This window comes from Sorangium sp. So ce590 (assembly GCF_051521365.1).
Classification (GTDB): Bacteria; Myxococcota_A; Polyangia; order Polyangiales; family Polyangiaceae; genus Sorangium.
Window position 1 is genome coordinate 5,890,071 of record NZ_CP150346.1, and the last position, 21,290, is coordinate 5,911,360.

Consider the following 21,290-nt stretch of genomic DNA (forward strand, 5'->3'; position numbering starts at 1 on the left):
TCCTGTGGTGTGCCCTGTCGACCTATCCCCTCGCCTCGATCAGCCCGGCCAGCAGCGATCGACACTCGTCCGCCTGGGTCCCGAGGCCGCCCTCGCGGACGTCGTCGATCGCCTCGAGCAGCCGCTGGGCCGCCTCTCGCGCCAGCGTCTCCAATGCAGGGTCGCTCGCGAGCGTCGCATGGCAGATGCGCGCGAGGCTGATCATCACGTCACGCAGGTAGATCCGTCCGTCCCCCACCCCGGTCCGGTCGAGCGCACGCAGCCCAGCCTCGATAGCTGCCTGCCGGTCGCCGGCGGCGAACGACGCGTCAGCGAGGTTCTTGTACGAATCGGCCAGCGCGGCCTCGGCGTGCATGCGCTCTCCGAACCGCACCGCTTGCCGCGCGTGATGCAGCGCCGCGGCGGTCTCTCCGAGCCGGAGCTCCACCTCGGCCAGGTTGTTGTGCGCGATGACGAGCTCGTGGAGATCGCCGAGGCGCTCCTTGAGCAGGAGCGCGTGAGCGAACGTGTCGCGTGCGCCCGCGAGATCGTCCCGCAGGTAACGGATCGCCGCCAGCGTGTTCTGGGCGATACACGCCGCGGCGAGGTTCCTCGTCTCGTCCACCGCGCGCGCGGCCCGGCGGCAGCAACGCTCGGCGTGCGTGAGGCGGCCCTGCGACAGGAACACGGCGCCGAGCGCGCCGAGCAGGTGCGAGACCTGCTCGCGCCACCGGTCGTCGCGCCGGGCGATCGAACGGCAACCCCTGAGCCCCTGCGCAACCGCCCTGCGGGACGCGTCGAGATCGTTGCTGCGCCGGTGCAGCGCCGCGAGGACAGCCCACATCGCGGGCGTCTCCTCAATCGCTCCGGCGGCGGTCGCGCGCTCGATCGCGCGGCCCACCAGGATCCGGGTCCGCTCGACCGAGCCCCGGATCCACGAGGTCAGCGCCTGACGGAAGTCGACCCGCGCCTCCCACCGGAGCTGCTCGCCCACGCGCGGCGCCGGAGCGCGCCGGCGCTCGACGTGCACGATCCGGCGCCGCGCTTCCTCGTAAGCGCGCTCCGCGCGATCGAGCTCACCCATCCGGCGGAGGACGTCCCCGAGCTCCAGGTGGAGCCGCACCCGCTCGTGCCAGTCCGCCACGCGGGCATCCTCGACGCCGTCGTCGAGGCGCGCGAGCGCCGCGCTCGGCGCGTCGAGCGCGGCCGCCTCCGTCGCGTCGCAGATCGCGCACGCCCGCTCGAGGTGGCGCAGCGCCTCCCGGTTCTGCCCGAGCATCGCCGCGTGCGCGCCCGCGCGGCCATAAGCCTCGATCGCCCGGCAGAGGTCCCGGCCCCTGTCGTAATGGACCGCGACGAGCGCGGCGCTCGCCGCGCCCGGCCCGCGCGCCTCGAGCCACGCCGCCACGCGCCGGTGCGCGATCCGCCGCAGCTTCTGGTTCAGCGTCTTGTACGCGAACTCCTGCGTCGTCGACTCCGCGAACACGAACTCGCGCTCTCCAGGGAACGTCGACACCTCTCGAGCCCTGATCAGCTGTCGGTCCCGGAGCCGCGCCAGCACACCCCCGGTGGGTTCCCGGCCCGCGGGCGCATTCTCGGGCGTCCCGTCCGAAGGGGCGTCGGGCGAGAGATCCCGGCGCAGGGCGTCCACCGCCCGCTCCCAGAAGGTGCACCCGATGACGGCGGCTTGCTTCAGCACCGCGCGCGCGTCCGGATCCAGCCGGTCGAGCCGCGCCTGAAGGATACCCTCGATCGTCGCCGGCAGCGCGATCGTCTGGAGATCGGCGTCCCGCAGGATCCATGGGCCGAGGTCGCGCCGCTCGATCGCCCCGGCGTCCACAAGCAGGTGCAGCGTCTCTTGGAGGATGAGGGGATATCCCTCCGCGCGGTCCACGAGCAGATCGAGGAACTCCCTCGGCGGCGCGTCGACGCGGCGCAGCCGGTCGCGCGCCATCGCCTCAATATGCCGCCTCGCGACCGGCGCGATGTCGACGCGCATGTGCGCGCTCTTGCCCTCACCCCAGTGCGGCCGCCGCTCGTAGAGGTCCGGCCGGGTGGAGCAGAGCACGAACAGGGGACAGTCGCTCATCCGCACGGCGAGCTCGTCGAGCAGATCCAGGCTCGCGTCATCGGCCCACTGCGCGTCATCGCACAGGATCACGATCGGCGCCCGCGCCGCGACGAGGCGCAGGAGGCGCGCGAGCGCCGCCGCGATACGGCCCTTCGCATGGGCGCCCTCCCGCTCGAGGGCGAGGCCGTCCGACGCGCCTGCAGATCGCGCCCCGAGGAGCGTAGCGATCTCCTGGATTGTGTCGTTGAAGTGCCCTGATCCGAGCTCGTGCAGCACCTCGAAGGGCAGCTCCGGCACATCGAGCGCGCTCTCGCCGTCCTGGGCGCCGCCTCCTGCCGGCCCCCGCCCTGCGCCCTCGCCCGCCGGCGGCGGGCTCGCCCCGGGCGCGCGGAGCCAGCGAACGCCGTCCCGCAGCTTGCGCGCGACCACCTCGAGCTCGTCGTTCTCGTGGATCTGAAAGCGCATCCGGAGGAGCGCCGCCGCGAGCCCGTAGCTCGTGCCGGTGCCGAGCACCGAGCTCTGCGCCATCATCACGAAGAAGTATGCAGACCGCTCTGCGAGGCTCGCGACGAGCTCCCCCACGATGCGAGTCCGTCCTGCCCCGGGCGGGCCGACCAGCGTGACGAGCTGCGACCGCGACTCGGAGGTCGCCGTCTCGAGGACGTCGGTGATGCGCTGCATCTCCGCCGTGCGCCCGATGAACCTCGTCTCCAGATCGTAGAAGTCGGACGGCGGTATCGGGTGGCGGACCGTCGTGCGGCCCACGACGCGGTAGGCGCCGATCGCCTCGCGCCTGCCCTCGACGGCGATCGGCGGCAGAGGGTCGATGTTGAAGCGCCCGGTCACGTTCCGGTACGTGGCTCTGCCGATCAGGATCTCCCCGTCGGCCGCGCGTTGCTGGAGGTGATCCGCGACGTCGACGGCGTCTCCGAACACGGTGCGCTCCTCGCGCGAAGGCTCCGCCAGGTTCCCTGCGAGCACCCGCCCCGTGTTGATCCCGATACGCGGGGCGAGCGGCCGGCGGAATCCGCGCAGCGCCGGCGCGCCCTCGACCGCGGACCGCATCTCGATCGCGGCCGACACCGCGCGCTCCGCGTCGTTGTCGCTCGCACGCGGGGCGCCGAAGATCGCCATCATGCGGCTCCCGACGGGCTTCACGACGGTACCCCCCGCGCGCTCGACGCAGACCGCGAGCGCGCGCGCGCCGGCGTCGACGACAGCCTTCACCTCGTCCGGATCGAGCCGCTCCGAGAGCGCGGCGGTCCCCGAGAAGCCCGCGAACAGGATCGTGCAGACTCGGTTCTCAGAAGATGCGGCGGCCGCCGCGTCCCGGCCCGCGCTGGGCGGCGGGTCGGCCGCGCGCGGCGCCGGCGCGACGAGCGACGGGCCGGCACCGCGGCGCTCCAGCGTCCTCAAGATGCGCTCGACAGAGGGCCTGGCGCTCGGCGATCCAAACGGCGCTAGCCCCCGCGCGAGCTCGGCAATGCTCTGCACGCGCTGGCTCACGTCCTTCTCGAGGCAGCCATGGATGACCGCCTCGAGCGGCGCCGGGACGTCGGGCAGGTGGAGCCGGAGCGTGCGCGGGGATTCCGTCATCACGCTCGCGATGATCGCGGGGGGGCTCGCGCCATCGAACGGGAGGCGGCCGCCAATCATCAGATACAGGATCACGCCGAGCGCCCACAGGTCGGCCCGCGCGTCCGCCTGCTTCAAGCCGCGGATCTGCTCGGGCGCCATGAACTGCGGTGTCCCCGCGACGGCGTGTGTCGCGGTGAGGCTCGCCTCGCCCGTGGCCTTGGAGAGCCCGAAATCGAGGATCTTCACGAGGGGCGATCCGTCGGCCGCGGCGCAGAGGAATAGGTTGCTCGGCTTGAGATCCCGGTGGACGATGCCGTGCGCGTGCGCCTCGGCGACCGCCTCGCCGGCCTGAAGGATAAGGTCGACGGACTCCTCGATCGGCATGCGCCGACGGACGCGGAGCACGGCCCCGAGATCCGCGCCGCGCAGGTACTCCATAACGAGGTACGGCGCCCCCGACTTCAGGGTCCCCATGTCGAGCACACGGGCGCAGTGCTCGCTCCGGAGCGCCGCCGCCAGGCGACCCTCACGGAGGAGCCGCTCTTTCGCTTCGGGGAGGAGGGCCGAGCCGGGGAGGAGCAGCTTGACGGCGACGCGCTGCCGCAGCGTCAGGTGCGTGGCCGCGACGACCAGGCCCATTCCCCCGCGGCCGAGCACCCCCTCGACCCTGTATTTGCCCGCGATGACGTCTCCCTCGATGGGCGATCCCGCGATGCCGGCGCCGTCCAGCGCTTCCACGCTGGGCGCGCACGCGACTTGGCGCAGGAGACCCGCAAACGCGCCATCCTCCGCCGAGGCGTCATCGAAGGAGTCCGCGCTGCTCACCGGCCTCGTCCCTGGTCAGCCGTCGGTCGGATCGAGCAACCCTTCCTGTTCGGCCAGCTCTCGGAGACGCTCCTTGACCGCGACGAAGCTCTGCCGCAGCGCCGCCGATTTCCTCTTGAGCTCCGCCGGAGCAGGAGGCTCCGACTCCGAGACCAGCATAACGCGGGCGATATCGTCCCACGACATTCCCCGATCGATGCGCAGCACGAGCAGCGCTCGCTCATCCGGCTTGAGCTGCTGCCGCAGGGCCGCGACCTTGTCTTTCACCTCGGTGCGCAGGTAGGGCAACGTCTGGGTGCGCACCTGCTCCTCGAGGCCGGAGACCTCTGGCGCCTGCGAGAGAGGCAGGTGCCGGCGACGTTCCGGACGCTCGAGGTGGTTCTGGTATGCGTTCCGAGCGATCCTGAACGCCCATGTACGGAACGATGAGTCACCGCGGAAGCTGCCGAGATGGGACCAGATGTTCAGGCATACTTCTGAGAACACCTCGGAGGCGTCCTGTGGGCTCTCGAGGACGTGCGCGAGGAAGCCGAGCAGTGACGGGCCATAGCCCCGGATACCAGCGTCCGCCGCCCCCTTGAGGTCCCCGCGGGCCAGGCAGGCGCCGATGGCCCGCTCCACGTCCGCCGTGGAGCCGGCGGCTTCCCGCGGCGACGGCTCCTGGTGCTCGCTCTTCATCCTAAAAAAATTCTCACATCGTGCCGGAAGCCTGTCAACCAGGACAGGCGAGAGCTCACAGGGCAGGCGACAGCGCAAAGCGCGCCGAGCCCAGCAGCGCCCGAAGTCCACGGGCAGAGCGCGCCGGGTCCAGGAAAGGAGCAAGGCATGCGGAACGATTCGAGATCGGCGTGGAGATACCGGGGGCTGGGCCTGCTGGGGCTCATGCTCGCCTCGGCCTGCGGGTCGGCGGCGGAGGAGGGCGACGCGCCGAATGAAGGGAGCGACGAGGAGCCGGGCTCGCTCGGAGGAGCAGGATTGCCGCTCACGTCGGCGAGCTTCCTGTTCGCGCACCCGCTCCAAGGATCTTCGTATAGACGCGAGTGCAATTTTAACACGACGCGCTGCTTCGTCACCGGCAAATACCATTCCGGCATCGACGAGAGCGCGGCGGCTGGTCTCGCCATCCGCGCCGCTAACTTCGGCGAGCGCACGCTCGTGGTCAACAACGGCAGCTCGGATCACGGCCTCGGGAACGTGGTGACGATCCGCCACCTGCTCCAGGACGGGACGTACCTGTGGTGGCTCAACGCGCACATGAGTTCCCATCACCCGCTGAACGCTCGGCCGGACGGCTCGGTCGCGGTGACGACGGGGACCAAGCTCGGCGAGGTCGGCGGGACCGGGGGCGGCGAGGCGCACCACTGGGGAAACCACCTGCACGCGGAGGCGAAGCTCGGCAACGTGCTCCGCAACCCGTGCGGGAGCAGGACATACTATGGCTATCTGCCGAGCAACGCCGAGAATTTCTGCTACAGGAACCCGGATTCGTACATCGGGAGCCGCGGGGTGATGATCCCCGAGTTCAACCTCTCGGAGCGCGATGCCTGGGGCGACTACGACGTGCTCTACGGCGTCGCCAGCGCGCCCATCTACACCCGGCTGCGCCTCGTCGCCGCGACAGAGTCCTTCTCCAAGCTGCTCGTGGGCGGCCGCGCCGGCTTCAGCGACGAGATCGTCGATTTCCCGGCGGGCAGGGACGCGACCGGTACGGTCACGTATACGGCCATGAGGACGTTCTCCGCCGGCGATTACACCTTCTTCGCGGCGGTCCAGGCCCCGGACGCGAGCTGGCGCGCGGGATACCGCGTCATCTTCAGCGTGCTGCCGTCGGCGAACGACTTCATCCGTGACAACGATATGGCCGCCACCTACTTCGAGCGCGGCGGGCTGGGCCTCGCCCGGGGCGACGGGTACGGCTACGGGGCGTACATGGCCGTGGGCGGGTCGGGCGCATGGGGGCGGTGGTACACGCGGAAAGCGGGGAGTTACGGAGTCTACGTGTACGTCGGGGGCGCGGGGAACGGGTCAGTCCGTTACAAGATCTTCCCGACGGGCGCCGGGACGGAACCGCTGTTCAGCGATCCAATCGACCTGACCCGAAACAGGTACTCGTGGGTACCGCTCAGGGTGCGTGGGGCGACGAGTTGGAGCTTCGCGACGAACGGCTATGTCGGCCTGTCCACGGAGGAGGGATCCGCGGCGACGATCTATACCTTCGACGCCGTGAAGTTCATTCGGCGCTGACGTGCCCGCAGCGGCGGCGCGGCGCACCTCCGCCGGGATACGGGGCTGCCCTCCAGCATTGCGACGTCCCTCCCGCCATGGCACGAGCGCGCCCTCATGCCGACCCGCCCCTTCACCCTGGGCCGCTCCCGCCCGCTCTCGGGTGATCCCGGCGCCGCCGCCGCGCGCCCGTTCGAGCTCCCCGCGCACCACCTCGTGACCCACGGCGTGGTCGTCGGCATGACCGGCAGCGGCAAGACCGGGCTCGTCATGGTGCTCGTCGAGGAGGCGCTCCGCTCGGGCGTCCCCGTGCTCATGATCGACGTGAAGGGCGACCTCCCCAACCTGCTCTTTACCTTCCCCGGCGTCTCGCCGGCCGAGTTCGAGCCGTGGCTCGACCCCTCCGCGGCCGCGCGCGACGGCCGCTCGACGGCGGACGTCGCCGCCGAGCTCGCGGCGCGGTGGCGCGCGGGGCTCGCCTCCTCGGGCCTCGGGCCGGCCGACGTCGCCGCGCTCCGCGCCTGCATGGCGCCGCGCCTGCTCACGCCGGGCACCACGGCGGGCGAGCCGATCCACGTGCTGTCGGCGCTCGAGGCGCCCTCGTCGCTGTGGGACGAGGACGAGGAGGCCGCCCGCGAGGCGCTCTCGGCCTCGCTGTCGCTCCTGCTCCGGCTCGTCGGCCGCGACCCGGATCCGGCGCGGAGCCGCGAGCACGTGCTGCTCGCGCACCTCGCCGAGCGGCGGCTGCGCGCGGGGCGGGCCGCGGGGCTCGAGGCGCTGCTCGCCGACCTCGCCGCGCCGCCGATCGCCGCGGTGGGCGCCCTCGCCGTCGACGAGTTCTTCGCCCCGAAGGAGCGGCAGGCGCTCGCGCGCGAGCTCAACACCCTGCTCGCCTCCCCCACGTTCGCCACGTGGCGCAAGGGCGCGCCGCTCGACGTCGCGGCGTGGCTCGCGCCGCAGGCCGGCAGCGGCGGCGGCGGCGGCAAGACCCCCGCGGTGATCGTCAGCGTCGCGCACCTCGACGACGACGAGCGGCTCCTCGTCCTCGGGCTGCTGTTCGATCAGCTGCTCTCGTGGGTGCGCGGCCTCTCCGGCACGAGCGACCTGCGCGCGCTCGTGGTCTTCGACGAGGTCTTCGGATTCTTGCCCCCGCACCCGGCGAACCCGCCCACCAAGCGGCCGCTGCTCGCGCTCCTGAAGCAGGCGCGCGCCTTCGGGGTCGGCGTCGTCCTCGCCACGCAGAACCCGATGGACCTCGACTACAAGGCGCTCTCGAACGCCGGCGCGTGGTTCGTGGGCCGGCTCCAGACCGACGCCGACCGCGAGCGCGTCGTCGAGGGGCTCTCGGGCGCGGACGGGGGCGCCGGCGGCGTCCCGGCCGCGGCCCTCTCGGCCACGCTGAAGGCGCTCCCCCCGCGCACGTTCTTCGTGCGCGATGTCCACATGCAGCCGCCGGCGTTCCTCGCCGAGACGCGGTTCAGCCTGTCGTGGCTGCGCGGCCCGGTCACCCGACGCGAGGTCGGCCGCCTCGTCCGGAGCATCTCCCCTCCTCCGAAAGCGCCCGTTCCGACACGCGATTCTCTGGATCCGAGGCGCAAATACCCAGATTCGACAGACGATTCTCTGAATCCGAGGCGCAAATACCCAGATTCGACAGACGATTCTCTGAATCCGAGGCGCAAATACCCAGATTCGACAGACGATTCTCTGGATCCGAGGCGTGTTTACCCCAATTATAAAGACGATTCTCTGGATCCGAGGCGTGTCTACCCAGAATCGACAGACGATTCTCTGGATCCGAGGCGTGCTTCCCCGGATCCGACACGCGCTGTCCACGATCCGTCGAGCCCAGCCCGGCGCGCGCTCGTGGGTCCGGGCGGCACGGTCCTCCTCGACCCGCGCCACGCGCCCTCCGCCCCGCTGCCCGCGCGGCGCAGCGGGGCCGCTCGTGCGGACGCTGGCGCCCCCGCGCCGGCGGCCCCGCCCCCGGCAGCGCCAGCGCCCCCGCCACCGCCCGATGGCTGGCGGAGCCTCTACGCGCACGCCCCTGCCGTCGCTCCGGAGGGCTTCCGCTACATCCCCTGGGTGGCCGCCTCCGTGATCGCTCACCTGCGCGACACGAAGCTCGGCGTCGCCCTCAACCGGAGCCAGCTCCTCGCCGCCCCGCTGCTGCCCGACGGCAAGCCGGATCTCTCGCGCGTCGCCCGGCTCGACCCCTCGCTGCTCTCCACGGCGCCCGCCGCGGGCGCCCGCTTCGCCGAGCTGCCCGCCCCGCTCGCGAAGCGCGCCACCGCGCAGGCCGCGGCGCGCGCGCTCCGGGAGCACGCCTACCGCACGACCGAGGCCGCCGTGGCCGTCCACCGGGAGCTCGGGCTCGCGCAGGCCGAGGGCGAGCCGCTCGAGGCGTTCGCCGCCCGCTGCCGCGCCGCCGCGGCCCGGCTCGCCGCCGCCGAGCAGCAGCAGGTGATCGGCCGGTTCGCGCCCAGGATCGCGCGCCTCGGCGAGCGCATCGCCGCCGCGAAGGCGCGGTACGACCAGGCCCAGGCCGAGGTGGCCGCGCTCCCCGGCGCGGTGGGCGCCGCGCTGCTCGGGCTCGTCGCCGGCCGGGACACAGCCCGGCGCGCCGGGACCCAGCGCGACAAGGCCACCGCGAAGCTCGAGCGCGCGCGCCAGGAGTGGACCGAGGCGGACGCCGCGCTCCGCGACCTCCATGCGGCCCAGGCCGCCGAGCTCTCCGCGCTGGAGCAGCTCCCCCTCCGCGCCGGCGAGGGCATCGAGACGAAGCGCCTCGTCCCCAGGAAGAACGACGTCGAGGTCGCCTTCGTCGCGCTCGCCTGGGCCGCGACGCTCGCCGGCCCCGCGTGAGCCCTCGCCCCGGGGCCCGCGCGCCCGCCCGAGGCGCTAAGCTCTCCCGCATGCACCCGATCGGCTCTCCGGCAGGCGGACATCGCGCAGCGCAGACCCTCGCAGCGGAGCCCGCGCGGGCCCGCGGGCGGGCGTGACGCCATGCCGCCCGCCCGTTTCCGCCCCGGGCTCGGCCGCCCGGGCGCGCCGCCCGCCGAGATCGCGTGGTTCGCTTTCCACGGCGACGAGCTCCTCGTCCGCGCGCGCATGCCGGCCGACGGCGGCGGTCAGTTCGACGTCCCCGTCGCGGCCGATCTCGCCCGGCTCGGGGTCCTCGTCGTGCGCGACCAGCCGCTCGGCGAGCTCGACGGGCGTCCCTGCCGCTCCGCGGAGCTCGCGCCGGGCTCGCCGGCGCCCGAGGGGCACGCCTATGTCTCGCTGCGGCGCCTCCACGGGCGCATCGATCCGGAGCTGTTCGACCTGGCGGGCACGGCGTACCAGGTGCAGCACTGGGACAGGGCGCACCAGTACTGCGCGGCCTGCGGCGCCGGGCTCGAGGGCGGGCAGGCCGAGCGGGTCAAGCGCTGCGGCCGCTGCGCGAGCAACTACTTTCCCCGGATCACGCCTGCGACGATCGTGCTCGTCGAGGACGGCCCGCGCCTGCTCATGACGCGGCAGGCGCGGTTCCCTGCGGGCATGTACGGCCTCGTGGCCGGCTTCGTCGAGCCGGGCGAGACGCTGGAGACGTGCGTCGCGCGCGAGGTCCAGGAGGAGACGGGCGTCGACATCGCCGACATCGCCTATTTCGGCAGCCAGCCGTGGCCCTTCCCTCACCAGATCATGGTCGGCTTCACCGCGCGCTACACGGGCGGCGAGCTCCGCGTCGAGACGCGCGAGCTCGAGGACGCCCGCTGGTTCCACCGCGACGCGCTCCCGACGCTGCCGCCGCCGCTCAGCATCGCCCGCAAGCTCATCGACGCCTGGCTCGCGCGCCCCGCGCGGTAGCGGCTCCGGCGCGGCGGATCGGCGCTCTCGCGCGGCCGTGCTACCGTCCACGCATGCAGGCGCACCGAGCGCTCCTCGAGACCGACGAACACGGCCGGCTGAAGGAAATGCCGGTCCTCCCTCCTCGCACGCGAGTCGAGGCAATTTTCCTGGTTCTCGAAGAACCGCCCTCGTCGCCGACCGCAGTGCGCCGGCCCCCGGCGGAGCTGTCTGGGCTCCAGATCCTGGGCGACGTGATCACCCCTGCCCTCGATGAGCCTGACTGGAGCGTGAACGACGCGTGATGGTCCTCGACACGCACACCTGGCTCTGGTGGATCCAAGGAACCGCCGACTCTCTTCCTTCCAAGACGAAGGCGCTCATCAAGCACGAGCCCGGCCCCGTCGGCATCGCCTCGGTCTCCTGCCTGGAGGTTGCCTGGCTTGCAAAGAAGGGGCGCATCGTGCTCCCGGTCTCCGTCGAGGACTTCTTCACGAAGGCGATTGAGCAGGCGGGTCTTGTCCTGCTTCCGCTGACTCCGTAGATCGCAGCCAAGTCGGCAGCTCTGCCCGATCTGCATCGCGATCCGATCGATCGGGTGATCATCGCCACGGCCATCGATCACAACGCCGAGCTGGTGAGCAAGGACGAACTCGTCTCCCGCTACCCCGGCGTCCGTGTTCGCTGGGATTCGTGACTCTGGGGAGCGATCTTTGACACCGCTCCACTTCCTCCCGTTCCGGCTCTGCAGACGCCGCCCGCGGTGACGCCCCTCAGACGCGGCGCCGCTTCCAGGCGCCGCGGCGGAACATGAGCCAGCCCGCGACCGCGAGCGTCGAGAACGCCACGGCGATCGCGATGGGCACGCCCGCCGAGCCGATCCCCGCGGCGCGCGAGAGCCCCCAGCCGAGCGGGATCTCCCAGAGCCAGAAGCAGGCGAAGTTCAGCATCGTGGGCGTCCACGTGTCGCCGGCGCCGTTGAACGCCTGCGTGAACACGATGCCGAAGCCGTAGAACAGGAACCCGCACGCCACGATCCGCAGCGTCTGCGTGCCGGCCCGGAGCACCTCGACGTCGTCCGTGAACGCGCCGACGATCGCGCCGGCGGCCACCGCGAAGACAAGGCCGACCGCGCCGAGCATGACCGTGGTCCAGAGGCCCGCGCGGTAGACGGCGGCCTCGGCCCGCTCGGGGCGCCCGGCCCCGAGGTTCTGCCCCACCATCGTCGCGGCGGCGTTCGCGAGCCCGAACGCCGGCAGGATCGCGAACGCGATGACCCGCATCCCGATCGTGTAGCCGGCCAGCGCCGCGCTCCCGAACGGGGCCAGGATGCGCACCATGCCGATCCAGCTCGCCGTGCCGATGAGCGCCTGCAAGGCGCCGTTCGCGAAGAGGCGGAGCAGCGCCGCGAGCGCCGTCGGATCGGGGACGAGGTGCCGCGCCTTCACCTTCACGCGACCGCCGCCGCGCGCGAGCAGGAAGACCTGCAGCGCGACGCCGGTCCCGCGGCCGAGCGTCGTCCCGACCGCCGCGCCGGTCACGCCGAGCTCCGGGAACGGACCGAGGCCGAAGATGAAGCACGGGCCGAGCGCCATGTTCAGCGCGTTCGAGAGCCAGAGCACCCGCATCGACAGCGCCGCGTCGCCGGCCCCGCGGAAGATCGCGTTCATGACGAACAGCATCAGGATCGTCGCGTTGCCGAGCAGCATGATCGAGGCGAACGGCGTGCCGGTCGCGATCACCCCGGCGGTCGCCCCCATCGCCTCGAGCAGCCGCGACGCGAGCAGCCCGCCGGCCGCCGCGATGGGCAGCGAGGCGACGAGCCCGAGCAGGATCGCCTGCCCCGCCATGGCGGCCGCCTCCTCGTGGCGCCCCTCGCCGACCCGCCGCGCGACCGTCGAGGACGCCGCGACCGAGAGGCCGAGCCCGAGGGCGTACACCACCGCGAGCAGCGACTCCGTGAGCCCGACGGCGGCGACCGCGTCGGCGCCGAGCCGCGACACCCAGAAGACGTCGACGACGACGAAGAGCGACTCCATGAGCATCTCCATGACCATGGGGATCGCGAGCAGGACGATCGCCCTGTCGATGGATCCCTTGGTGAAGTCGTGCCCGCTGCCGCTCACCGCGTCGCGGAGCGTCGACCAGACGCCGGCGCCGCGGCGCAGGCCGGGCGAGGGCGCATCGGGCTCCGCGCCCGGGTCATCCGCGCGCAGGTCGCGGGCAGGAGGCGTGGCATCGTCGCGCATGGGGCGAGCAGGCTGTTCGCGGGTGCGCGCCCTGTCCAGCGCCTTCGCGGGTCCGAGCGGCCGCCCCGGAGGGCCGCGTCGCGACGTCAGCGCAGGCGCAGGGCCGCGAGCGCTCAGCCGGCGCTCGCGAAGAAGAACCAAGCATCGTCCGGGCCACAGCCCGGATCAAGAGCGAAGCGAAGACGCTCGAGGAAACCACGGTAGCCGAGGACGATCGGTCCTATCCATCCTGGGGCGATGAGGATGCTGCCCGATACAGTGAGGCTCCCGCCGCGCTCGGCAACGAGCACGACGTCGATGTCGTGAAGAGCGCCGCGGATGCGACCGAGTCGCGTCGACAGGATCATCGTCTGCCCCGAGGCGCCAATCTGCGCTTGCAGCAACTCGGCGAGGTCGCCTCCGATGATCGACCACGCGGCGCCCTGTCGAGGAGGGCATGACTCTCGAATGGAAGACCGGCGATCCGGCAGCGGACCGCGACCGTCAGCAACGTCCCTTCGTGCTCTGTCGCGACCCGATAGCGCGCAGACGAATCGGCCCACGGCTGCGCGATCCCTTCGAGACGCATCGTGCCTTTGGCCATCAGTCGACCTGCACCACGAACGCGCCTTCGAGCTGTCCACGTTCCGTCCCCGCGTCCTGTCCCCCCTTTCCCGGATCGCCGCGCCGTCAGCGGATCGAGAACGGATCCCGGTCGCGCGCGCTGAGCTCGACGCGCAGCGACGGCACCGCGGCGCGGAGGCGCTCGGCCAGGCGCTTCAGCGCGGCGCGCTCGCTGTTCGAGTGCAGCGCGCACACCACGGTGACGCCCGCGCTCGCCGCCTTGAGGGCGTCGTGGTGGCGCAGCTCGCCGGTCAGGTAGAGCTCGGCGCCCTGCGCGATCGCGTCGTCGAGGAGCGCGCCGCCCGCGCCGGCGCACGTCGCCGCGCGGGAGACGGCGCGCTGCTCGGGGCCGGCCACGAGCAGCGCGTCGACCCCCAGAGCCCCCTTGATGCGGCCGAGCAGCTCGCCGACGGGCGCGGCGCCGGCGAGCGGCCCGATCCGGCCGATGCCGGCCCGCAGCGGCTCGACGGCGAGCTCGACGAGGTCGAACGCCACCTCCTCGTACGGGTGCGCGGCGCGCATGGCCTGCAGCACCGCCTCGGTCCGGTCGCGGGGAAAGACCATCTCCAGCCGCACCTCGGTGACGCGCTCGAGCCGGCCCTTCTCGCCCACGGTGGGGTTCGTCCCTTCCTCGCCGAGGAACGTGCCCGTCCCGACCGTGCGGAAGCTGCAGCGCGAGTACCGGCCGATCCGGCCCGCGCCCGCCTCGGCGAGGGCGTCGGCCACGGCGTCGACGTGATCCTCCGGGACGAAGACGACGAGCTTGTGCTGCCACGCTTTCGACGGCGCCCGCCTGAGCGGCGCGCGGTCCCCGGAGATCCCGAGCGCGTCGGCGAGGACGTCGTTGGTGCCGCCCTCGGCGACGTCGAGCGCGGTGTGGGGCGAGTACAGCGCGATGCCGTCGCGGATCGCCGCGAAGACGGGGCTCGGCGCGACGACGCGCTTCACGGCCTCGAACAGCGGCGGATGGTAGGCGACGACGAGATCGCAGCCGAGATCGCGCGCTTCCCGGGCGACCTCGGGGGTGTAATCGATGGCGAGGAGCGCCGCCGACGAGGGCCGCCCGGGGTCGCCCGCCAGGAGGCCCACGTTGTCCCAGGGCTCGGCGAACCGGAGCGGGGCGATCGACTCCAGCGCGGCGATGACGTCTTGGAGGAGGGTCATGCGCGCATCTATACCAGCGGCGGCGGCGGCGGCGGCGGCGGCGGCGGCGGCGGCGGCGGCGGCGGCGGCGGCGGCGGCGGCGGCGGCGGCGGCGGCGGCGACGGAGGAGGCGGCGGAGGAGGCGGCGGAGCGGAGTGGAGCGAGGGTAGAGGCGCCGTGTCGTGCGTCGAGCTCCGAGTGCGCCAGTAGACCCACACCGACTCCGGCGCTCTCACCGGAGGACTCACGCGTTCACCCTCGACCACGGATTGCCACCCTCGCGACAAAGCGCGCAGAATGCCGGCCAAGATCGCTCAAGCGACCGAGCACAAGCGCCCTGCGCCAGATCACGTGATGACGCTGGGTGGTGTTTTCATGTCCATTCAGGATCTCTCGCGATCCATGCCAGTCACGCAAACATAATATCTGGTTGGATCATCGGCCGCCCTCACGTGATTGTTCCACCGAGAGAGGCGAGCTGCCCGTGTCAAGCCGTGAGCACGACTGTGGCCGCGTATTTGCTTTGAAGGGAAAGGCACTCGCGAGGGGGCCTTGACGGCAATGTGGCGTGACGATCGCGAGCGACGGTCGCGCCAGTCGACGAGCGGGTGGGCCGTCAAGTTACATCAGCAGCGGAGAGGCTGGCGGCGCTTGCGGCCTCTCCTTGGCAGCGCTCCGTCGCGCCGCGCCCAGGCTCCTCCGGGGGGATGGCGCGGCGCTCTCCGACCTCCCGGGGCGACGGGCGTATCGGACCGAGCCAGGAAAGGAAGATCCCATGCAGCGCTTCAAGTCACACCTCTCCACCGTTGCCCTCACCGCAGCGTGCGCGTTCGCGTCCGGCTGTCTGAGCATCGACGCCGGTGACGAGGAAGCGGGGCCGAACCCCACCGCCTCCGGAACGCTGACCGTCGCCGTCGCCAATGGCGAGGCGCGGTACATGCTGGAGCGGGAAGACGGGGTGTTCGTGCGCCTCGACCTGGACTCGCTGACGGCGACGGCGACGCCCGGCGCCGAGCCGTCGATCGACTGGCGCACGGCCAGCGGCTCACCGGTGGACGTGTTCGGCACCGAGGGCGACGACGGCACAATCGTCGTCGACGTGATGCGGCCGGCCGAGGGGATCGGCGAGCTGACGAGCGCGCTCGTCACGACCGGGACCAAGCGCGTCCTGGCGCTGCGCGTGCAGTTCGACGGCGGCCAGACGCTCGGCACGGAGCAGGACGTGCGCAACACCCTGGCCGGCGCGGCGACCCACCTGGCGGGCTCCTCGTTCGGGAAGATGCAGCTCGAGTACGACGTCGCCGGCCCGTTCAACATCGCCTTCGGCAAGTGCGATGACTACAACCGGTGGCAGAACGAGGCGAAGGCCGCGGCGCGGAACGCCGGCTTCGACCTCGGCGCGTACCAGCACTTCATGATCATGGGGAAGATGGATTGCGGGTATGCCGGCATGGGCGCGCAGCCCGGCAGCGCCACCTGGATCGCCGGCCTCTGGCCCGAGGTCGTCGTGCACGAGCTCGGCCACAACTTCGGCCTGTGGCACGCCTCCTCGCGGACGTGCCGCAGCGGAGGGGCGACGGTGACCATGAGCAACGAGTGCACCTTCGACGAGTACGGCGATCCGTTCGACCCGATGGGCAACGGCGGGAAGCAGCACTTCAACGCCAACTACAAGGCGAACCTCGGGTGGATCCCGTCGTCGCAGGTCATGACGGCGGCCAGCGATGGAACCTATACGCTCGCCCCGATGACCGAGGCGAGCAGCGGGATCCAGCTCCTCCGCGTCAAGGGTCCGAACGACATCATGTACCAGGTGGAGTTCCGCCAGCCGGCGCCGACGAACGTCATCGACTCGCGCAACAGCTCCGGGCGCGGCGTCCTCATCCATGCGTTCTTCACGCAGGCGCGAGAGAGCGGCCGGGCGCACCTCCTCGACATGGTCCCGGGCGGGAATTTCAGGGACGCGCCGCTCGCGGTCGGCGCCTCTCATCAGCTCTTCGGGACGAACGCGACGCTGAAGCTCCTCTCGGTGTCGCCCACGGGCGCAGCTATCCAGATCTCCGGCCTGGGCGGCACCGGCGGCACGGGCGACCCCGGCGACCCGGGCGACCCCGGCGATGACGGCGGCACCGGTTCCACCGGCCAGAGCCTGGCGGTCCTCCATTCCGGCAAATGCATGGGCGTCAACGCGGCGAGCCTGGACAACGGCGCCGCCGTCGTCCAGCGGCCGTGTACCGGGGCGAGCGACCAGCAGTGGCAGATCGAGAGCATCGGCGGCACCACGGCGGTCGTGAAGAACGTGAACAGCGGAAAGTGCCTCGACGTGCGGGGGTCCAGCCGGAACAACAGGGCGAACATCACGCAGTCAGATTGCGACGGCAACAAGAACAGCCAGAAGTGGAATCTCATCGACCGCGGCAATGGCGTCGTCTCGCTGCGCTCGGTCAACAGCGGTAAGTGCGTGGACGTCTCGGGGGCCAGCACCGCCGACGGCGCCAGCTTCATCCAGTACACTTGCAGCAGCGGAACGAACCAGCGGTTCCGGCGGCAGTAGCGCGTCCGGGGCGCGACGGCCCGGGGGCGCCGCCCGGCCGTCGCGCAGCAGAGCGGCGGGTCGCGGCCCGATGGAAACAGCGGATCTCCCCGGCCAGGCGCCGCGCCTCGGGACCTCCTGTCGAAGCGTTGCGCTGCGCAGGAGGATGGATGAACCTCCCTTCGATGAACCGATTCGCTCTGGGGCTCGGGGCCGCCGCGGCGTGGTTCGCCCTCTCCGCCGCGGCGCCCGCGCTCGCCAACGGCCGATACCCCTCCGCCGGCCAGATCCTCGTCGATCCCGCCGATCCTGACCACATCGTCGTCCGCGCGACCTACGGCGCCCTCGTCACGCGCGACGGCGGCGAGCGGTGGTCATGGATCTGTGAGACGGCCATCGGCTACAGCGGCTTCGAGGATCCCATGATGGTCGTCACCGGCGACGGCTCGATCCTCGCCGGGCTCTTCGACGGGCTGAGCGCGACGCACGACCGCGGCTGCGATTGGCAGCTCGCCGAGGGCCCGCTCGCCCGGCGCAACATCGTCGACCTGTCGATCGACCGCGCGGACCCCGCGAGCGTCCTCCTGCTCGGCTCCAGCGTCATGGCCGGCGACGCGATCTTGACCCAGGTCTGGGAGTCGAAGGACGACGGGAGGACCTGGACCCAGACCGGCGCCGATTTCCCGAGCACGTTCCTCGGCGTGACCCTGGACAGCGCGCCGAGCGATCCGCGGCGCATCTACGTGAGCGGGCGCCGGAACGGACCCACGTTCCAGGGGATCGTGCGGCGCTCGGACGATCGCGGCGCGACCTGGGAGGAGCTCGACGTCCCTGGCAGCGACGATCGCAACCTGCCGTATCTCGGCGCGGTGGACCCGGAGGATCCCGACGTCGTGTATGTGCGCCGCGACGGCGACGGCGCGGACGCCCTGCTGGTCTCGGAGGACGGGGGCGTCACCTGGCGCGAGGTGTTCCAGGCGGTGAGCCTCCTCGGCCTCGCCCTCTCGCCCGACGGGACGAGGATCGCGGTCGGCAGCGACATGGACGGCCTGTGGGTCGCGCCGACGGCGACCCTGGAGTTCACCCAGGTGGGGCAGCTCGGCGTCCGCTGCCTGACCTGGACGCCACAGGGCCTCTTCGCGTGCGCCGACGAGCCCCTCGACGGCTTCACCGCGGGCGTCTCCACGGACGGGGGCAAGACGTTCTCGCCGCTCCTGACGCTCGACCGCCTCTGCGGCCCGCCGCCGGACTGCGGGGGTGAGAGCTCGACCGGCCGGACCTGCCCCGAGCTCTGGCCGGGGACGGCGAGCTTCCTCGACGCCGCGGACTCGTGCGAGGCCGGCGCGGACCCCGGCGGCACGGCGGGCGCGGGGGGGAGCGGGGCGAGCGCCGGCGGGAGCGCGGAGGGCGCGGGCGCAGCCGAGTCGAGCGCCGGCGGCGGCTGCTCCTGCGAGGCGTCGGGCGGAGGGCGCGCCGGCGTGCTCCTGAGCTGCCTGGCCGCGGCCGGCGGCTTGCTCCTGCGCGCGCGGCGGCGCGGGCGGAGCTGCCCTGGGCGATGACCGGGACCGCGTTTGTTGGCCGGTCCAGCCGCCTCGACGGACACTGGCGAGACGGTCGCGATGAAGAAGTGGAGCTTTCTCGCCCTGGGACGCAGCTACGAGATCATGGATTATGGCCCGAGGTTCGGCATCGAGGTCACACGGAACGGTTACACGGTGTGGACCGGCTACCGTGATGGAGCGCGGCTCGTAACCGACACGAGCACCCTGCCCGCGCGCGAGCTCACGGCGCTCCGCGAGGAGCTCGCGCAGGGAGCGACCTCCCGGGACGCCACCCCGGCGGCGGACGCGGGCCGGCGCGCGCGCCGGCCGCAGCGCGCGGTCGAGCAGCTCGATCTGCTCGGGGCGCCCCTCCTCGGCAGCTGCCAGCGCTGAGCCGCGAGGCTGCCGGGGTACGGTCGAACGGTCAGACCTCCAGCGCGCTCTCGATCACGCGATGCACGAGGCCGTAACCTTGGGCCTCGCGCGCCGTCATCCACAGGTTGCGCTCGGTCTCCTGCGCGACCTTCGCGGGCTCCTGCCCGGTCGCCTCGGCGAAGATGCGGTTGAGCCGGTCGCGCGCGGCCAGGATCTGGGCCGCCTCGATCTCGATGTCCGACGCCGGGCCGCGCACGCCGCCGAGCGGCTGGTGCAACAGGAAGCGCGTGTTCGGGAGCGCGAACCGGTGCTCCCTCCGCGCGGCGACGAAGATCAGCGCGCCCGCGCTGGCGACCCACCCGGTGCCGATCACCTTGACCTCGGGCCGGATGAAGCGAATCACGTCGTAGATCGTATCCCCCGACTCCACGTGTCCTCCCGGCGAGTGGATGAGGAGCCGGATCGGCTCCTCGCTCTCGTTCGCGAGGGCGAGCAGCTGCGCCGTCGTCGTCTGCGCCAGCTCGCTGGTGATCTCCCCGAAGATCAGGATCGTCCGGCTCCTCAGGAGGCTGCTGCGGACCTCCTCGGGCAGCGCACGGGGGAGCAGCTGTTCTTCGTTCGGCGTCGCATCGAAGCGCATCATGGCCCCGAGCTTCCGGCCGCCCCCGCCCGCGCGCCATGACCGCAAAGCGCGGAGTCATGCCCGCGCGTCTCGACCGCGAACGAGCGCTGGACGAGCGGCCTCGGCGCGGCAACCCTGCGGCATGGAGATGAATGACGACGTGGAGCGGCAGCTTCCCCGCGGCGTGGCGGTCTCCCGGCATCATGGGCATCCTGGGGCGCTCTTTCGTGGGGCCGCGGGTGATCCGCCGAGCCTCCACGTCGTCGTGCAAGGCTCCTTTCACCTCTCGCAGGACGGGGAGCACGTCCTCCCGCTCGATCCTGGCGACCTCGTGCTCCTCGGGTTCGGCCCGCGCGGCGCGGCGCCCTGCGAGCAGAGCCTCCGCTGCGTCGCGCCGCCGCCCGGCGCCGCTCCCGCGCCGGCGGAGCTGCTCTCGGCCACCTACGCCGCCGCGCCCGCCGGGCCGCTCGCCTCCCTCGCGCCCGTGGTCCACCTCGCCGCCGGCGAGGTGCGGTGCGCGCCGGGGCTCTCGGCCGTCGTGAGCCTGCTGCGCGCCGCGCTCGCGGATCCTTCCCCGGGGCAGGCTCGGCTGGCGCGCTCGCTCCTCGATCCGCTGCTCGCCTACGCGCTGCACTGCCACGAGCGCGCGCGCGCAGGGCGCGCCGCGGGCGCCGTCGATCGGCGCGTCGCGCGCGTGCTCCGGCTCATGCAGGAGAAGCCGGCGGAGCGCTGGACCATCGAGGCGCTCGCGAAGGCGGCGGGCCTCTCCCGCGCCGCGCTCGCGCGGCGTTTCCTGGCCGAGCTCGGCGTCCCGCCGCTCCGCTACCTCGCCGAGCTCCGCATGCAGCGGGCGGCCGAGCTGCTCGCCGAGGGCGACGGCGCGCTGGCCGCCGTCGCGGCCGAGGTCGGGTACGACTCGGAGTTCGCGTTCAGCCGCGCGTTCAAGCGGCACACGGGCGAGGCGCCGGGCGCCTTCCGCCGGCGCAGCCGCTCCGAGGGCGCCGCGTTCCGCCTGCCGCCCGTCCGCGCGGCGGCGTGAGCGCTTCGCCGGGCGGCCAGGAAGCTCACCGCCCCGCGCCCTCTCCGGGGAGGCACATCTTCCGCCCCGCGCTGTCCGCGATCTGCTCGCAGGCCTTCAGGCCCGCCGGGCAATCCTCGGCGCTGTCGCAGTACGCCGAGCAGTGCCCCGGCTGATCCAGCGCGCCGGTCCGGTGCAGGCACCGCCCGTGCTGGCACTCGACCGCGGTCATGCACGCCTCGCCGAGCGCCAGGCCCTGCGGCCTGCTGCACACGCCGCCCGGACCCTCGTCGCGCGAACGGCACACGGACCCCGCGCCGCACTCCCGGTCGACCCGGCAGCCCGTCGAGCAGACGCCCCCGATCGCAGCGCACACCGACGACGCGCACTCCGCGCCGTCCGCGCACGCCTCGCCGAGCTCCTTCTTCGCCGCCTTCACCCCGGACCGCTCATCGCAGCCCACCGCCGCGCAGAGCAGCCCCAGCACCCCGGCGAGCGCGACCCCCCCGGCGCGTCCGAACGCCCTGCCACCGCGTCGCCCAGCCCGCTCTCCGTGGACCATCCGCCGACCTCCCGAGGCTCCGGCTGGCGACGTTCGCGTGGCGCACGAGGTCGCCGGGCCGCCGGCGCTCCTAGCACACCGGCGACCAGGAGTGATCTGCAACCCCAAGACCCGACGGAACCTCACCCGGGCCCGTCGTG

Annotated in this window: 18 protein-coding genes; 11 read left to right on the forward strand and 7 right to left on the reverse strand. The window is 72.6% G+C overall.

Annotated features, from left to right (window positions below; translation table 11 throughout):
* Positions 1–22 precede the first annotated feature (22 nt).
* Together WMF28_RS21875 and WMF28_RS21880 are read right to left on the reverse strand one after the other, a co-directional pair.
* Positions 23–4,453, reverse strand: coding sequence for a protein kinase domain-containing protein (locus WMF28_RS21875; RefSeq protein WP_437604200.1), 4,431 nt, complete (start codon positions 4,451–4,453; stop codon positions 23–25).
* Between the two features lie 15 nt (positions 4,454–4,468).
* Positions 4,469–5,074, reverse strand: coding sequence for an RNA polymerase sigma factor (locus tag WMF28_RS21880; protein WP_437604201.1), 606 nt, complete (start codon positions 5,072–5,074; stop codon positions 4,469–4,471).
* Positions 5,075–5,278: 204 nt separating this feature from the next.
* Between WMF28_RS21880 and WMF28_RS21885 the strand changes: the two genes are divergently transcribed.
* From WMF28_RS21885 to WMF28_RS21910, 6 genes are all read left to right on the forward strand, one after another.
* The gene (locus WMF28_RS21885; RefSeq protein ID WP_437595187.1) at positions 5,279–6,697 is read left to right on the forward strand and encodes a peptidoglycan DD-metalloendopeptidase family protein; all 1,419 of its coding nucleotides are present in this window, start codon (positions 5,279–5,281) and stop codon (positions 6,695–6,697) included.
* Between the two features lie 96 nt (positions 6,698–6,793).
* The gene (locus WMF28_RS21890) at positions 6,794–9,541 is read left to right on the forward strand and encodes a helicase HerA-like domain-containing protein (protein ID WP_437595188.1); all 2,748 of its coding nucleotides are present in this window, start codon (positions 6,794–6,796) and stop codon (positions 9,539–9,541) included.
* 141 nt (positions 9,542–9,682) lie between these two features.
* Entirely contained in the window at positions 9,683–10,525 is an 843-nt protein-coding gene (gene nudC / locus WMF28_RS21895) for an NAD(+) diphosphatase (RefSeq protein WP_437595189.1), read from the forward strand.
* 53 nt (positions 10,526–10,578) lie between these two features.
* Positions 10,579–10,809, forward strand: a complete 231-nt coding sequence (locus WMF28_RS21900; protein WP_437595190.1) for a hypothetical protein — start codon at positions 10,579–10,581, stop codon at positions 10,807–10,809.
* On the forward strand, positions 10,806–11,048 hold the full coding sequence (locus WMF28_RS21905) for a hypothetical protein (RefSeq protein WP_437595191.1): 243 nt from the start codon (positions 10,806–10,808) through the stop codon (positions 11,046–11,048). Before WMF28_RS21900 ends, WMF28_RS21905 begins: the two co-directional genes overlap by 4 nt.
* Positions 11,049–11,201 (forward strand): PIN domain-containing protein, encoded by a 153-nt coding sequence (locus WMF28_RS21910; RefSeq protein ID WP_437604292.1) that lies wholly within the window; start codon positions 11,049–11,051, stop codon positions 11,199–11,201. It abuts the gene before it with no gap.
* Positions 11,202–11,277: 76 nt separating this feature from the next.
* On the opposite strand, the gene WMF28_RS21915 is transcribed toward WMF28_RS21910, so the two are convergent.
* The 3 genes from WMF28_RS21915 to WMF28_RS21925 form a co-directional block, all read right to left on the reverse strand.
* Positions 11,278–12,753, reverse strand: coding sequence for an MATE family efflux transporter (locus WMF28_RS21915; RefSeq protein WP_437595192.1), 1,476 nt, complete (start codon positions 12,751–12,753; stop codon positions 11,278–11,280).
* Between the two features lie 113 nt (positions 12,754–12,866).
* Positions 12,867–13,136, reverse strand: a complete 270-nt coding sequence (locus tag WMF28_RS21920) for a hypothetical protein (protein WP_437595193.1) — start codon at positions 13,134–13,136, stop codon at positions 12,867–12,869.
* A 286-nt stretch (positions 13,137–13,422) separates the two neighbouring features.
* Entirely contained in the window at positions 13,423–14,520 is a 1,098-nt protein-coding gene (locus tag WMF28_RS21925) for a Nif3-like dinuclear metal center hexameric protein (RefSeq protein ID WP_437595194.1), read from the reverse strand.
* Here WMF28_RS21925 and WMF28_RS21930 point away from each other — a divergent pair.
* From WMF28_RS21930 to WMF28_RS21945, 4 genes are all read left to right on the forward strand, one after another.
* Positions 14,506–14,709 carry a hypothetical protein gene (locus WMF28_RS21930; RefSeq protein ID WP_437595195.1) on the forward strand — a complete coding sequence of 68 codons (204 nt, stop codon included), beginning with the start codon at positions 14,506–14,508 and terminating at the stop codon, positions 14,707–14,709. The genes WMF28_RS21925 and WMF28_RS21930 overlap by 15 nt on opposite strands.
* Positions 14,710–15,274: 565 nt before the next feature.
* Positions 15,275–17,053 carry an RICIN domain-containing protein gene (locus WMF28_RS21935; protein WP_437595196.1) on the forward strand — a complete coding sequence of 593 codons (1,779 nt, stop codon included), beginning with the start codon at positions 15,275–15,277 and terminating at the stop codon, positions 17,051–17,053.
* Positions 17,054–17,217: 164 nt separating this feature from the next.
* The gene (locus tag WMF28_RS21940) at positions 17,218–18,591 is read left to right on the forward strand and encodes a WD40/YVTN/BNR-like repeat-containing protein (protein ID WP_437595197.1); all 1,374 of its coding nucleotides are present in this window, start codon (positions 17,218–17,220) and stop codon (positions 18,589–18,591) included.
* A 60-nt stretch (positions 18,592–18,651) separates the two neighbouring features.
* Positions 18,652–18,966, forward strand: a complete 315-nt coding sequence (locus WMF28_RS21945; RefSeq protein WP_437595198.1) for a hypothetical protein — start codon at positions 18,652–18,654, stop codon at positions 18,964–18,966.
* Between the two features lie 31 nt (positions 18,967–18,997).
* On the opposite strand, the gene WMF28_RS21950 is transcribed toward WMF28_RS21945, so the two are convergent.
* Positions 18,998–19,591, reverse strand: coding sequence for an ATP-dependent Clp protease proteolytic subunit (locus WMF28_RS21950; protein ID WP_437595199.1), 594 nt, complete (start codon positions 19,589–19,591; stop codon positions 18,998–19,000).
* A 127-nt stretch (positions 19,592–19,718) separates the two neighbouring features.
* Here WMF28_RS21950 and WMF28_RS21955 point away from each other — a divergent pair, with 127 nt between their 5' ends.
* A complete protein-coding gene (locus WMF28_RS21955; RefSeq protein ID WP_437604293.1) occupies positions 19,719–20,609 on the forward strand; it encodes an AraC family transcriptional regulator in 891 nt (296 codons plus the stop codon).
* A 25-nt stretch (positions 20,610–20,634) separates the two neighbouring features.
* On the opposite strand, the gene WMF28_RS21960 is transcribed toward WMF28_RS21955, so the two are convergent.
* Positions 20,635–21,150, reverse strand: a complete 516-nt coding sequence (locus WMF28_RS21960) for a hypothetical protein (protein ID WP_437595200.1) — start codon at positions 21,148–21,150, stop codon at positions 20,635–20,637.
* Positions 21,151–21,290: the final 140 nt, after the last annotated feature.

What these genes read in the sequence shown, in the direction of transcription:
- WMF28_RS21885 (WP_437595187.1), top strand. Translation starts at nt 5,279, where the DNA reads ATGCGGAACGATTCGAGATCGGCGTGGAGATACCGGGGGCTGGGCCTG.
- WMF28_RS21890 (WP_437595188.1), top strand. Translation starts at nt 6,794, where the DNA reads ATGCCGACCCGCCCCTTCACCCTGGGCCGCTCCCGCCCGCTCTCGGGT.
- nudC (WP_437595189.1), top strand. Translation starts at nt 9,683, where the DNA reads ATGCCGCCCGCCCGTTTCCGCCCCGGGCTCGGCCGCCCGGGCGCGCCG.
- WMF28_RS21900 (WP_437595190.1), top strand. Translation starts at nt 10,579, where the DNA reads ATGCAGGCGCACCGAGCGCTCCTCGAGACCGACGAACACGGCCGGCTG.
- WMF28_RS21915 (WP_437595192.1), bottom strand. Translation starts at nt 12,753, where the DNA reads ATGCGCGACGATGCCACGCCTCCTGCCCGCGACCTGCGCGCGGATGAC.
- WMF28_RS21925 (WP_437595194.1), bottom strand. Translation starts at nt 14,520, where the DNA reads ATGACCCTCCTCCAAGACGTCATCGCCGCGCTGGAGTCGATCGCCCCG.
- WMF28_RS21935 (WP_437595196.1), top strand. Translation starts at nt 15,275, where the DNA reads ATGCAGCGCTTCAAGTCACACCTCTCCACCGTTGCCCTCACCGCAGCG.
- WMF28_RS21940 (WP_437595197.1), top strand. Translation starts at nt 17,218, where the DNA reads ATGAACCGATTCGCTCTGGGGCTCGGGGCCGCCGCGGCGTGGTTCGCC.
- WMF28_RS21945 (WP_437595198.1), top strand. Translation starts at nt 18,652, where the DNA reads ATGAAGAAGTGGAGCTTTCTCGCCCTGGGACGCAGCTACGAGATCATG.
- WMF28_RS21950 (WP_437595199.1), bottom strand. Translation starts at nt 19,591, where the DNA reads ATGATGCGCTTCGATGCGACGCCGAACGAAGAACAGCTGCTCCCCCGT.
- WMF28_RS21955 (WP_437604293.1), top strand. Translation starts at nt 19,719, where the DNA reads ATGAATGACGACGTGGAGCGGCAGCTTCCCCGCGGCGTGGCGGTCTCC.
- WMF28_RS21960 (WP_437595200.1), bottom strand. Translation starts at nt 21,150, where the DNA reads ATGGTCCACGGAGAGCGGGCTGGGCGACGCGGTGGCAGGGCGTTCGGA.